The 12,703-nt window shown below is 55.7% G+C and carries 8 protein-coding genes, 2 tRNA genes and 2 rRNA genes; 8 read left to right on the top strand and 4 right to left on the bottom strand.

Going from position 1 to position 12,703, the window contains the following annotated elements:
• Positions 1–64 precede the first annotated feature (64 nt).
• From JV201_RS19985 to JV201_RS19975, 3 genes are all read left to right on the top strand, one after another.
• Positions 65–334 (top strand): hypothetical protein, encoded by a 270-nt coding sequence (locus JV201_RS19985; RefSeq protein WP_177055875.1) that lies wholly within the window; start codon positions 65–67, stop codon positions 332–334.
• Positions 335–562: 228 nt separating this feature from the next.
• A complete protein-coding gene (locus JV201_RS19980; protein WP_087695274.1) occupies positions 563–1,723 on the top strand; it encodes a cysteine desulfurase family protein in 1,161 nt (386 codons plus the stop codon).
• A gap of 36 nt (positions 1,724–1,759) precedes the next feature.
• A complete protein-coding gene (locus JV201_RS19975) occupies positions 1,760–3,568 on the top strand; it encodes an aminopeptidase P family protein (RefSeq protein ID WP_219405964.1) in 1,809 nt (602 codons plus the stop codon).
• On the opposite strand, the gene JV201_RS19970 is transcribed toward JV201_RS19975, so the two are convergent.
• Together JV201_RS19970 and JV201_RS19965 are read right to left on the bottom strand one after the other, a co-directional pair.
• Positions 3,565–4,155 carry a 2-hydroxychromene-2-carboxylate isomerase gene (locus tag JV201_RS19970; RefSeq protein WP_102369598.1) on the bottom strand — a complete coding sequence of 197 codons (591 nt, stop codon included), beginning with the start codon at positions 4,153–4,155 and terminating at the stop codon, positions 3,565–3,567. The genes JV201_RS19975 and JV201_RS19970 overlap by 4 nt on opposite strands.
• A 35-nt stretch (positions 4,156–4,190) precedes the next feature.
• Positions 4,191–4,922: an SDR family oxidoreductase gene (locus JV201_RS19965; RefSeq protein WP_003210139.1), complete on the bottom strand. Its 732-nt coding sequence runs from the start codon at positions 4,920–4,922 to the stop codon at positions 4,191–4,193.
• Positions 4,923–5,011: 89 nt separating this feature from the next.
• Here JV201_RS19965 and JV201_RS19960 point away from each other — a divergent pair, with 89 nt between their 5' ends.
• Entirely contained in the window at positions 5,012–5,572 is a 561-nt protein-coding gene (locus JV201_RS19960; protein ID WP_008430866.1) for a TetR/AcrR family transcriptional regulator, read from the top strand.
• 12 nt (positions 5,573–5,584) lie between these two features.
• Here JV201_RS19960 and JV201_RS19955 read toward each other — a convergent pair whose 3' ends face one another.
• The gene (locus tag JV201_RS19955) at positions 5,585–5,866 is read right to left on the bottom strand and encodes a hypothetical protein (RefSeq protein ID WP_003210144.1); all 282 of its coding nucleotides are present in this window, start codon (positions 5,864–5,866) and stop codon (positions 5,585–5,587) included.
• A gap of 167 nt (positions 5,867–6,033) precedes the next feature.
• Entirely contained in the window at positions 6,034–6,921 is an 888-nt protein-coding gene (gene rhtA / locus JV201_RS19950) for a threonine/homoserine exporter RhtA (protein WP_177039999.1), read from the bottom strand.
• A gap of 698 nt (positions 6,922–7,619) precedes the next feature.
• Here rhtA and JV201_RS19945 point away from each other — a divergent pair.
• The 4 genes from JV201_RS19945 to JV201_RS19930 all read left to right on the top strand — a co-directional run bounded on the left by JV201_RS19945 (position 7,620) and on the right by JV201_RS19930 (position 12,554).
• A 16S ribosomal RNA gene (locus tag JV201_RS19945) occupies positions 7,620–9,154 on the top strand.
• Positions 9,155–9,278: 124 nt separating this feature from the next.
• Positions 9,279–9,354, top strand: a tRNA-OTHER gene (locus JV201_RS19940).
• Positions 9,355–9,364: 10 nt separating this feature from the next.
• Positions 9,365–9,440: transfer RNA gene (locus tag JV201_RS19935), tRNA-Ala, on the top strand.
• A gap of 224 nt (positions 9,441–9,664) precedes the next feature.
• Positions 9,665–12,554: ribosomal RNA gene (locus JV201_RS19930) — 23S ribosomal RNA — on the top strand.
• The 16S and 23S rRNA genes sit together here with 2 tRNA genes alongside, the layout of an rRNA operon.
• Positions 12,555–12,703 lie beyond the last annotated feature (149 nt).

Genomic DNA, 12,703 nt, shown 5'->3' with positions numbered 1-12,703 from the left:
CACCGTGCAGGTGCGGGAGTAGCCTGTACTCATTGACTTCAGCCCGTTTCGCAGGACCTTCGCCATGAACCGTTTTCTCGCCATTTCCGTATTGCTTGTCACCTCAGTCCTTGCCGGTTGTGCGACGCATTCGTCGCCCGAACTGCGTGGCTATTCGGCCGAGGAGAGCAAGGAACTGGCGCTTGAAGCCCTGAGCCGTCGAGGCCTGTCATTTGATGAATACCAACAGAAGAAAGCCGAACTGACCGGCCAGCCACGGAACACCTTCGGTTTCGACCGTCGGGGTGAGATGAATGCCGAGCGCAGCATGACGCTGCACGGTCGCCCCAGTTGAGTCAGTGGCGAGGTCTGAAGAGCCCGAGGTTTCCTACAGGAACCTCGGGCTTTTTGTTTGCCATCCGTTTCCCGGAGCCTGTTAAGCTGAATTTCAGGAGCGTTCCTACGCACTTTTAAATAAAGTGGTCTTTCTTTAATGGCACGGGATCAGGTAAACCATCTTCCTTCCTGATTGCGGCCCCTGAGACGTTGTTCTCGGGAACCTGCTCTGCGAGTCTTTAACGTCATGAATAAACGTCCGCTGTATTTCGACTACGCCGCCACCACGCCGGTGGATGAGCGGGTCATCCAGGTGATGGTTGAGTGTCTGGGCTTCAATGCCAACTTCGGCAACCCTGCGTCCAGTTCCCACGCGTTCGGCCAACAGGCCCGGCAAACGGTTGAGCAGGCACGGGGCCAGGTGGCTGAGTTGGTCGGCGCCGAGCCGGCACAGATTGTCTGGACCTCCGGTGCCACCGAGTCCAACAACCTCGCCATCAAGGGCGTTGCCCAGGCGCGCGGCGTGGCCGGCGGGCACATCATCACCAGCCAGATTGAACACAAGGCCACGCTCGACACCGCTCGCCAGTTGCAGGAAGCCGGGGTTGCCGTGACGTACCTGGTGCCGGACGCCGAGGGTTTGATCAGTGTCGAGGCGGTGAGCGAAGCATTGCGTGAGGACACCTTCCTGGTGTCGCTGATGCTGGTGAACAACGAGCTGGGCACTCTTAACGATATCCGGGCGATTGGCGCACGCGTGCGCGAGCATGGCGCGCTGTTTCACGTGGATGCGGCGCAGGGCGCAGGCAAGGTCGAGATTGACCTGGCCGAATGGCCAGTGGACCTCATGTCATTTTCCGCACACAAACTCTATGGTCCCAAGGGTATCGGCGCGTTGTACGTCGGCCCACGTGCGCAGCAGAAAGTGCTGGCGCAGATTCACGGCGGTGGCCATGAAGGTGGTTTGCGTTCGGGCACCCTGGCAACTCACCAGATTGCCGGCATGGGTACCGCGTTTGCCCTGGCGGCAGCGTCCTTTGCTGAAGAAAAGGCGACCATCGTTGCCTTGCGCGAGCGCCTGCTGGAACAGCTGAATACAATTGCCGGGGTGCGCCTCAATGGCAGCCTTACCCAACGCATTCCCCACACCCTGAGCCTGACGTTCAGCGAAGGCGAGTTCAATTCCGCCGCCTTGAGCGCGGGCATTGCCTTCTCGGCCACTTCGGCCTGCAATTCGGCGAGCAATGCACCGTCCCATGTGCTTCTGGCGCTGGGCCATGATGCCCGCAGCGCAGGTCGCACCATTCGCTTGAGCCTCGGGCGGTTTACCACCGAGCAGGATATCGATCAGGCGGTACAGCTGATCAAGGCCGCACTGGCCAGCGCACCGGCTTTCTGGGCCGTTTGACCCCATAACAATTATTAGTGGTTAGCAGGAGACACGATGAGCACACAGCCTTTGACCCATGGAACGGTTCCCCAGCGCCTGGCGCACACCCGCGAACTGATGAGCCGCGAGGGCATTCATGCCCTGTTGGTGCCGTCGGCGGACCCGCACTTGTCCGAATACCTGCCGGGTTACTGGCAGGGCCGTCAGTGGTTGTCGGGTTTCCATGGGTCGGTGGGCACGCTGATTGTTACTGCGGATTTTGCCGGTGTATGGGCAGACAGCCGCTATTGGGAACAGGCGACCAAGGAGCTCAAGGGCAGTGGCATCGAGTTGGTCAAGCTGCAACCCGGCCAGCCCGGGCCGCTGGAGTGGCTCGCGGAGCAGACGCCGGAAGGCGGCGTGGTGGCCGTTGATGGCGCGGTCATGGCCGTGGCCTCGGCGCGCACCCTGGGCAGCAAGCTGGAGGCACGTGGTGCACGCTTGCGCACGGATATCGACTTGTTGAATGAAGTCTGGCAAGACCGTCCAACCTTGCCGAACCAACCGATCTATCAACATCTGCCACCCCAGGCCACCGTCAGTCGTGGCGAGAAGCTCGCAGCCCTGCGTGCCAGCTTGAAGGAAAAGGGGGCCGACTGGCATTTCATCGCGACCCTGGATGACATTGCCTGGCTGTTTAACCTGCGGGGTGGCGACGTTTCGTTCAACCCGGTGTTTGTCTCGTTTGCCTTGATCGGCCAGCAGCAGGCGACGCTGTTTGTGGCCCTGAGCAAAGTCGACGCCGAGCTTCGCGCGGTGCTGGAACAGGATGGCGTGACCCTGCGCGATTACAGCGAAGTCGCAGCGGCGTTGAAGGACATTCCTTCGGGCGCGAGTGTGCAGGTCGACCCGGCCCGGGTGACCGCCGGCTTGCTGGAAAACCTGGGCAGTGGCGTCACGCTGATCGAGGGGCTTAACCCGACCACCTTGGCCAAATCGCGCAAGAGCCTGGCGGACGCCGAGCACATTCGCCAGGCCATGGAGCAGGATGGCGCGGCCCTGTGTGAATTCTTCGCCTGGCTCGACAGCGCGTTGGGCCGTGAGCGCATCACCGAACTGACCATTGATGAGCACCTGACGGCAGCGCGTACCCGTCGTCCGGGTTATGTGTCGCTGAGCTTCAATACGATTGCCGCATTCAACGCCAATGGCGCGATGCCGCACTATCACGCGACTGAAGAAGAACACGCGCTGATCGAGGGCGATGGCTTGCTGCTGATCGACTCGGGTGGCCAATACCTGGGCGGCACGACCGATATCACGCGGATGGTGCCTATCGGGACGCCAAGCGAAGAGCAGAAGCGCGACTGCACGCGGGTGCTCAAAGGTGTGATTGCCTTGTCCCGCGCGCATTTCCCCAAGGGCATTCTTTCGCCGCTGCTGGATTCCATCGCCCGTGCGCCGATCTGGGCCGAGGGTGTGGACTACGGCCACGGTACCGGTCATGGCGTCGGCTATTTCCTCAATGTGCATGAAGGCCCGCAGGTGATCGCCTATCAAGCCGTCGCCGCACCGCAAACCGCGATGCAGGCCGGCATGATTACGTCCATCGAGCCCGGCACTTACCGTCCGGGGCGTTGGGGTGTGCGCATCGAGAACCTGGTGTTGAACCGTGAAGCGGGCAAGACCGAGTTTGGCGAGTTCCTCAAGTTCGAGACACTGACACTGTGTCCGATCGACACCCGTTGCCTGGAGCCGTTATTGCTGACGGTGGAGGAGCGCCAGTGGTTCAACGATTACCACGCACACGTCCGTGAGCGCCTGAGCCCGCTGCTCAGCGGTGCAGCGCTGGAGTGGTTGCAGGTGCGCACGGCTGCGATCTAGCCCAGCGCTTCGCGCACAAAGTCCAGGCGATCCTGGCCAAAGAACAACTGGTCGCCGACGAACATACTGGGGGCACCGAATACGCCACGCTGAATCGCGTGTTCGGTGTTGTCCTTGAGGGTTGTCTTGACTTCGTCATCGTTGGTCAGCGCCAGGACTGCTTCAGGATCAAAGCCGTGTTCGGTCAGCACTGCGGCTACCACAGACAGGTCTCCCAAGTGTCGGCCCTCGACCCAGAGTGCGTGGAACAGGCAGTCGATGAAGTCGAGAAAGCGTTCGGGCTGGCGCATTTGGACGCCGGTGACCGCACGCATCAGCATTAATGTGTTGATGGGAAAGTGCGGATTGAACTTGAGCGGAACGTGGTAGCGCTGGGCGTAGCGTGCCAGGTCCTGGAACATGTAGCGACCTTTGGCGGGAACGGTGGCCGGTGACGCATTGCCGGTGGCCTTGAACACCCCGCCCAGCAGCATTGGCTTGTAAATCAGCTGGGTGCCGGTTGCAGCGCACAGGCCTGGAAGTTGGGTATAGGCCAGATAGGTGGCAGGGCTGCCGAGGTCGAAGAAAAATTCTACTGTTTTACTCATGCTGGATACTCGCAGTTTATTGTTATGGGGCGTGCTTACCAGGGTTCATTCCAGGGGCGCAGGTCCAGCTCGAAGGTCCAGGCGTCCCGGGGCTGGCTGTGCAGGTACCAATAGTTATCGGCGATGTGGTCCGGATTGAGAATGCCGTCCTGATCCTTGAGGGCGTATTTTTGCGGGAAGTTGTCGCGGATGAAGTCGGTGTCGATGGCGCCATCCACGACGACGTGGGCGACGTGGATATTCCGTGGGCCCAGTTCGCGAGCCATGCTTTGCGCCAGTGCACGGATCCCGTGTTTGGCTCCAGCGAACGCGGCAAAGCCGGCGGCGCCACGCAACCCTGCCGTGGCACCGGTAAACAGGATGGTGCCGCGGTTACGGGTGACCATGCGCTTGGCCACTTCCCGCGCGTTGAGGAAGCCTGAGAAACAGGCCATCTCCCAAATCTTGAAGTACTTGCGGGCGGTTTCTTCCAGGATGCTGCACGGCACATTGGCGCCGATGTTGAACACGAAGGCTTCGATGGGGCCCAGCTCGGTTTCAATCCGCTCGATCAGCGCGATAACGTCTTCTTCCTTGCGGGCATCGCAGGCAAAGCCATGCGCCTCGCCACCTGCTGCGTGGATGCTATCCACCAAGGGTTGCAGTTTATCGGCGCTGCGCCGGGTGACGCAGGCGACGTAACCCTCACGGGCGAAACGCTTGGCGATGGCACCACCTGTGGCATCGCCGGCACCCACTACCAGTACGATTTTCTTGTTGTTCGTCATGGGAGATCCTTTAGTAAACGATCGTTTGCCAAACGAACGTTATGCTACGATCCAGCAGGCGTCAAGCTGACAGCACAGTGGAGGAAGCGATGCGATATTCGGCTAGTCACAAGCAGCAAACCAGGGAAAAGCTTCTGAACAGCAGTGCGGCACTGGCGAAGAAAGAGGGTTTTGCCAGTGTCGGGGTGGATGGCTTGATGAAGGCCATTGGCTTGAGTGGCGGTGCGTTTTATAGCCACTTCGCTTCGAAGGATGAATTGTTCAGTTCGATTGTCGAGCGTGAATTGAGCCACAGCCTTGAGCGATTGAATGGCGACGGGGTGCAAAGCCGTGAGCGGCTGGATCGCTGTTTGAAGTTCTACCTGAGCATGGCCCATGTGGAGCAATCCGAAGCCGGATGTGCGTTGCCGAGCCTGGGGGCGGAGATTGCGCGATCTGATGTGGCCGTTCGTCAACAGGCGCAGGACTGGATTTGCCGATTGCAGGTGGGGTGGGCAGCAACACTGGGCAGCGAGGCCCTGGCGTGGTCGATTCTGTCGCAATGCATCGGCGCCCTGGTGGTGGCGCGGATGATGGTCGACCCGCAGGTGCAGGCACAGGTCCTGTCATCGAACTACGAGGTGCTCAGCCAGCAGCTGTCGAGGCTGTGAGGTCATCGACAGTTACTTGCAGATGACAATCATGCTTCGGCTTGTGTAGCCGGCGGGGTTAAGACCGAACGGGTAGTCGCCTGGGTCTTCGGCGTTGTCCCCCGACTTGGCGATGACTTTATAGCCTTTGGCGCCACACGAATTAGCTGCACTGGCGTAGCACTGGTCCCAGGAAGAGGACAGGCCTGAGCAGTTGATATGCAGGCCCTTCTTTCCCCGTTTTACTTCGGTCTTGGTGGTCGCGGCACAACCTGCGATTGCCACAATCATGAACAGCATCAAAATTCGCTTCATTACTATCCTTAATAGCCGCCTCGCTTAAGTGCACGAAGCTGGCTTTGCTCGCTCTCGAGTGTAGCGTTCATGATGTCCTTATCGAAAATCTCCATGAATGACACTGGGTTACGACCTAAACATGGCCTAATTGAGCGGCAAATGCCATAGCTACGTCAAATCCTGAATCAATCGGCTGGAACGAGTGGTTTTGATTCGTTACGCATGGTCAGGGTTGCACCCACCGAGGCCAGGATAATGCAGGTGATGGCCAGCCATTGCGCCAGGGACAAGTGCTCTTGAAGGAAAAACAGCCCGGACAGGGCGCCGAACGCGGGTTCGATACTCATCAGGGTTCCGAACGTGCGGGCTGGCAGGCGAGTCAGGGCGACCATCTCCAGGGTGTAGGGCAGGGCGGTGGATAAAACCGCGACACCAATGGCGATCGGGATCAGCGAGGGTGTGAGGAGTGCGGCGCCCGCGTGGACGATACCTATCGGTGCAACAAACAACGCTGCAATCATTACGCCGAGGGCCGCAGTCTGAACGCCATTGTCGGCGCCGGCCTTTTGGCCAAACAGAATGTAGAGTGCCCAGCACGCACCTGCGCCGAGTGCATAGGCGGCGCCTGTGAGGTCAAGGCCGCTGCTGGCTTCGCCCACTGGGATCAATAGCAGAAGTCCGACAATCGCCAAGGCTATCCAGAGAAAGTCTACGGCGCGTCGCGAAGCGTAGATGGCTACTGCCAGTGGGCCGGTGAATTCGAGGGCTACTGCAATTCCCAGCGGAACGGTGCGCAGCGACATATAGAAGAGGAAGTTCATTCCCCCCAGCGCCATCCCGTAGACGATCACCGTCTGCAACGACTTGGCTGTCAGCTTGGCGCGCCATGGGCGTAAAAGGAGCAGCATGATCACACTGGCGAAAATCAGGCGCAGGGTGGTGGTGCCCTGGGCGCCCACGATGGGGAACATGCTTTTGGCGAGTGAGGCGCCTGATTGAATAGAGGCCATGGCAATGAGTAGCAGGCCGACCGGAAACAGTGTCGAAGCCAGGCTACGCGGGGAAGTGGTCATTGAGGGTATTCGTCCGAGGTCGTATTGAAAGAAACCGAGTGGCTATGATGCTTAACTGTTGAGCGTTGGGCAATATATTGCTCAATTAGTTAACGGTTCCTTCCTATATAGACGAATTCCGTGATTGTCGGGATGGATTGATAGAAAAGCTGAATTAAGGGTTGACGGCAGATTCTGGAAGTCTATAATTCGCCCCACTTCCGTCCCAGTCGAAACGGAAAACTCCTTGGTAAACAAAGAGTTATGTAGGTTTCGACAGCGAGTTGCTTCAGATCATCGAGGCCCAGAAGGAGTTAGTAAGGCAGTGTTGTTTGGCCCTATTAACGTTTCGATCTTCTCGGTCGAAAGCGGAGAAAAAGAGGTGTTGACAGCAGCGTGTAACGCTGTAGAATTCGCCTCCCGCTAACGAGAGATCGGAAGCGCAAGTGGTTGAAGTTACAAAGGAAACTTTGAAAACTTCTGAAAATAATCACTTGACAGCAAATGAGGCTGCTGTAGAATGCGCGCCTCGGTTGAGACGAAAGATCTTAACCAACCGCTCTTTAACAACTGAATCAAGCAATTCGTGTGGGTGCTTGTGGAGTCAGACTGATAGTCAACAAGATTATCAGCATCACAAGTTACTCCGCGAGAAATCAAAGATGTAACCAACGATTGCTGAGCCAAGTTTAGGGTTTCTTAAAAACCCAAAGATGTTTGAACTGAAGAGTTTGATCATGGCTCAGATTGAACGCTGGCGGCAGGCCTAACACATGCAAGTCGAGCGGTAGAGAGAAGCTTGCTTCTCTTGAGAGCGGCGGACGGGTGAGTAATGCCTAGGAATCTGCCTGGTAGTGGGGGATAACGTCCGGAAACGGACGCTAATACCGCATACGTCCTACGGGAGAAAGCAGGGGACCTTCGGGCCTTGCGCTATCAGATGAGCCTAGGTCGGATTAGCTAGTTGGTGGGGTAATGGCTCACCAAGGCGACGATCCGTAACTGGTCTGAGAGGATGATCAGTCACACTGGAACTGAGACACGGTCCAGACTCCTACGGGAGGCAGCAGTGGGGAATATTGGACAATGGGCGAAAGCCTGATCCAGCCATGCCGCGTGTGTGAAGAAGGTCTTCGGATTGTAAAGCACTTTAAGTTGGGAGGAAGGGCAGTAAATTAATACTTTGCTGTTTTGACGTTACCGACAGAATAAGCACCGGCTAACTCTGTGCCAGCAGCCGCGGTAATACAGAGGGTGCAAGCGTTAATCGGAATTACTGGGCGTAAAGCGCGCGTAGGTGGTTCGTTAAGTTGGATGTGAAATCCCCGGGCTCAACCTGGGAACTGCATTCAAAACTGACGAGCTAGAGTATGGTAGAGGGTGGTGGAATTTCCTGTGTAGCGGTGAAATGCGTAGATATAGGAAGGAACACCAGTGGCGAAGGCGACCACCTGGACTGATACTGACACTGAGGTGCGAAAGCGTGGGGAGCAAACAGGATTAGATACCCTGGTAGTCCACGCCGTAAACGATGTCAACTAGCCGTTGGGAGCCTTGAGCTCTTAGTGGCGCAGCTAACGCATTAAGTTGACCGCCTGGGGAGTACGGCCGCAAGGTTAAAACTCAAATGAATTGACGGGGGCCCGCACAAGCGGTGGAGCATGTGGTTTAATTCGAAGCAACGCGAAGAACCTTACCAGGCCTTGACATCCAATGAACTTTCTAGAGATAGATTGGTGCCTTCGGGAACATTGAGACAGGTGCTGCATGGCTGTCGTCAGCTCGTGTCGTGAGATGTTGGGTTAAGTCCCGTAACGAGCGCAACCCTTGTCCTTAGTTACCAGCACGTTATGGTGGGCACTCTAAGGAGACTGCCGGTGACAAACCGGAGGAAGGTGGGATGACGTCAAGTCATCATGGCCCTTACGGCCTGGGCTACACACGTGCTACAATGGTCGGTACAGAGGGTTGCCAAGCCGCGAGGTGGAGCTAATCCCAGAAAACCGATCGTAGTCCGGATCGCAGTCTGCAACTCGACTGCGTGAAGTCGGAATCGCTAGTAATCGCGAATCAGAATGTCGCGGTGAATACGTTCCCGGGCCTTGTACACACCGCCCGTCACACCATGGGAGTGGGTTGCACCAGAAGTAGCTAGTCTAACCTTCGGGGGACGGTTACCACGGTGTGATTCATGACTGGGGTGAAGTCGTAACAAGGTAGCCGTAGGGGAACCTGCGGCTGGATCACCTCCTTAATCGACGACATCAGCTGCTCCATAAGTTCCCACACGAATTGCTTGATTCATTGAAGAAGACGATAGAAGCAGCTTTAAGCTCCAAGCTGATAGCTCTTGGCTAATCAGTTACGCGCTCGAAATTGGGTCTGTAGCTCAGTTGGTTAGAGCGCNNNCTGATAAGGGTGAGGTCGGCAGTTCGAATCTGCCCAGACCCACCAATTTTGTTATGGGGCCATAGCTCAGCTGGGAGAGCGCCTGCCTTGCACGCAGGAGGTCAACGGTTCGATCCCGTTTGGCTCCACCATTAACTGTTTCTACTGTTAGAGTTTAGAAATGAATATTCGCCAATGAATATTGATTTCTAGTCTTTGATTAGATCGTTCTTTAAAAATTTGGGTATGTGATAGAAAGATAGACTGAACGTTACTTTCACTGGTAACGGATCAGGCTAAGGTAAAATTTGTAAGTAATTGCGAATTTTCGGCGAATGTCGTCTTCACAGTATAACCAGATTGCTTGGGGTTATATGGTCAAGTGAAGAAGCGCATACGGTGGATGCCTTGGCAGTCAGAGGCGATGAAAGACGTGGTAGCCTGCGAAAAGCTTCGGGGAGTCGGCAAACAGACTTTGATCCGGAGATGTCTGAATGGGGGAACCCAGCCATCATAAGATGGTTACCTTACACTGAATACATAGGTGTATGGAGCGAACCAGGGGAACTGAAACATCTAAGTACCCTGAGGAAAAGAAATCAACCGAGATTCCCTTAGTAGTGGCGAGCGAACGGGGACTAGCCCTTAAGTGGCTTTGAGATTAGCGGAACGCTCTGGAAAGTGCGGCCATAGTGGGTGATAGCCCTGTACGCGAAAATCTCTTAGTCATGAAATCGAGTAGGACGGAGCACGAGAAACTTTGTCTGAATATGGGGGGACCATCCTCCAAGGCTAAATACTACTGACTGACCGATAGTGAACTAGTACCGTGAGGGAAAGGCGAAAAGAACCCGGAGAGGGGAGTGAAATAGATCCTGAAACCGTATGCGTACAAGCAGTGGGAGCAGACTTTGTTCTGTGACTGCGTACCTTTTGTATAATGGGTCAGCGACTTATTTTCAGTGGCGAGCTTAACCGAATAGGGGAGGCGTAGCGAAAGCGAGTCTTAATAGGGCGTCTAGTCGCTGGGAATAGACCCGAAACCGGGCGATCTATCCATGGGCAGGTTGAAGGTTGGGTAACACTAACTGGAGGACCGAACCGACTACCGTTGAAAAGTTAGCGGATGACCTGTGGATCGGAGTGAAAGGCTAATCAAGCTCGGAGATAGCTGGTTCTCCTCGAAAGCTATTTAGGTAGCGCCTCATGTATCACTGTAGGGGGTAGAGCACTGTTTCGGCTAGGGGGTCATCCCGACTTACCAAACCGATGCAAACTCCGAATACCTACAAGTGCCGAGCATGGGAGACACACGGCGGGTGCTAACGTCCGTCGTGAAAAGGGAAACAACCCAGACCGTCAGCTAAGGTCCCAAAGTTATGGTTAAGTGGGAAACGATGTGGGAAGGCTTAGACAGCTAGGAGGTTGGCTTAGAAGCAGCCACCCTTTAAAGAAAGCGTAATAGCTCACTAGTCGAGTCGGCCTGCGCGGAAGATGTAACGGGGCTCAAACCATACACCGAAGCTACGGGTATCATCTTCGGATGATGCGGTAGAGGAGCGTTCTGTAAGCCTGTGAAGGTGAGTTGAGAAGCTTGCTGGAGGTATCAGAAGTGCGAATGCTGACATGAGTAACGATAATGGGTGTGAAAAACACCCACGCCGAAAGACCAAGGTTTCCTGCGCAACGTTAATCGACGCAGGGTTAGTCGGTCCCTAAGGCGAGGCTGAAAAGCGTAGTCGATGGAAAACAGGTTAATATTCCTGTACTTCTGGTTATTGCGATGGAGGGACGGAGAAGGCTAGGCCAGCTTGGCGTTGGTTGTCCAAGTTTAAGGTGGTAGGCTGGAATCTTAGGTAAATCCGGGATTCTAAGGCCGAGAGCTGATGACGAGTTATCTTTTAGATGACGAAGTGGTTGATGCCATGCTTCCAAGAAAAGCTTCTAAGCTTCAGGTAACCAGGAACCGTACCCCAAACCGACACAGGTGGTTGGGTAGAGAATACCAAGGCGCTTGAGAGAACTCGGGTGAAGGAACTAGGCAAAATGGCACCGTAACTTCGGGAGAAGGTGCGCCGGTGAGGGTGAAGGACTTGCTCCGTAAGCTCATGCCGGTCGAAGATACCAGGCCGCTGCGACTGTTTATTAAAAACACAGCACTCTGCAAACACGAAAGTGGACGTATAGGGTGTGACGCCTGCCCGGTGCCGGAAGGTTAATTGATGGGGTTAGCTAACGCGAAGCTCTTGATCGANNNNCGGTAAACGGCGGCCGTAACTATAACGGTCCTAAGGTAGCGAAATTCCTTGTCGGGTAAGTTCCGACCTGCACGAATGGCGTAACGATGGCGGCGCTGTCTCCACCCGAGACTCAGTGAAATTGAAATCGCTGTGAAGATGCAGTGTATCCGCGGCTAGACGGAAAGACCCNNNAACCTTTACTATAGCTTTGCACTGGACTTTGAATTTGCTTGTGTAGGATAGGTGGGAGGCTTTGAAGCGTGGACGCCAGTTCGCGTGGAGCCAACCTTGAAATACCACCCTGGCAACTTTGAGGTTCTAACTCAGGTCCGTTATCCGGATCGAGGACAGTGTATGGTGGGTAGTTTGACTGGGGCGGTCTCCTCCTAAAGAGTAACGGAGGAGTACGAAGGTGCGCTCAGACCGGTCGGAAATCGGTCGTAGAGTATAAAGGCAAAAGCGCGCTTGACTGCGAGACAGACACGTCGAGCAGGTACGAAAGTAGGTCTTAGTGATCCGGTGGTTCTGTATGGAAGGGCCATCGCTCAACGGATAAAAGGTACTCCGGGGATAACAGGCTGATACCGCCCAAGAGTTCATATCGACGGCGGTGTTTGGCACCTCGATGTCGGCTCATCACATCCTGGGCTGAAGCCGGTCCCAAGGGTATGGCTGTTCGCCATTTAAAGTGGTACGCGAGCTGGGTTTAGAACGTCGTGAGACAGTTCGGTCCCTATCTGCCGTGGACGTTTGAGATTTGAGAGGGGCTGCTCCTAGTACGAGAGGACCGGAGTGGACGAACCTCTGGTGTTCCGGTTGTCACGCCAGTGGCATTGCCGGGTAGCTATGTTCGGAATAGATAACCGCTGAAAGCATCTAAGCGGGAAACTAGCCTCAAGATGAGATCTCACTGGAACCTTGAGTTCCCTGAAGGGCCGTCGAAGACTACGACGTTGATAGGTTGGGTGTGTAAGCGCTGTGAGGCGTTGAGCTAACCAATACTAATTGCCCGTGAGGCTTGACCATATAACACCCAAGCAATTTGCGTCGAAGAGACCAGATTGCGGTGTGTGAAGACGAAACGAACCGAAAGTTCGAGATCTTGCAAACACCTAGCTATCACATACCCAATTTGCTGAAGCGAGGCCAGCTGGCCACGACTCAGTACCCGAATT

Origin of the sequence: Pseudomonas sp. Colony2, from assembly GCF_019382755.1 — a bacterium.
Lineage (GTDB): Bacteria > Pseudomonadota > Gammaproteobacteria > Pseudomonadales > Pseudomonadaceae > Aquipseudomonas.
Note: the sequence above shows the minus strand (reverse complement) of the source record. Positions and strands in the feature narration are given on the sequence as shown.

Coding starts and splice junctions, on each gene's coding strand:
- JV201_RS19970 (WP_102369598.1), bottom strand. CDS start 4,155: ATGAGTAAAACAGTAGAATTTTTCTTCGACCTCGGCAGCCCTGCCACC.
- JV201_RS19985 (WP_177055875.1), top strand. CDS start 65: ATGAACCGTTTTCTCGCCATTTCCGTATTGCTTGTCACCTCAGTCCTT.
- JV201_RS19955 (WP_003210144.1), bottom strand. CDS start 5,866: ATGAAGCGAATTTTGATGCTGTTCATGATTGTGGCAATCGCAGGTTGT.
- JV201_RS19965 (WP_003210139.1), bottom strand. CDS start 4,922: ATGACGAACAACAAGAAAATCGTACTGGTAGTGGGTGCCGGCGATGCC.
- rhtA (WP_177039999.1), bottom strand. CDS start 6,921: ATGACCACTTCCCCGCGTAGCCTGGCTTCGACACTGTTTCCGGTCGGC.
- JV201_RS19975 (WP_219405964.1), top strand. CDS start 1,760: ATGAGCACACAGCCTTTGACCCATGGAACGGTTCCCCAGCGCCTGGCG.
- JV201_RS19980 (WP_087695274.1), top strand. CDS start 563: ATGAATAAACGTCCGCTGTATTTCGACTACGCCGCCACCACGCCGGTG.
- JV201_RS19960 (WP_008430866.1), top strand. CDS start 5,012: ATGCGATATTCGGCTAGTCACAAGCAGCAAACCAGGGAAAAGCTTCTG.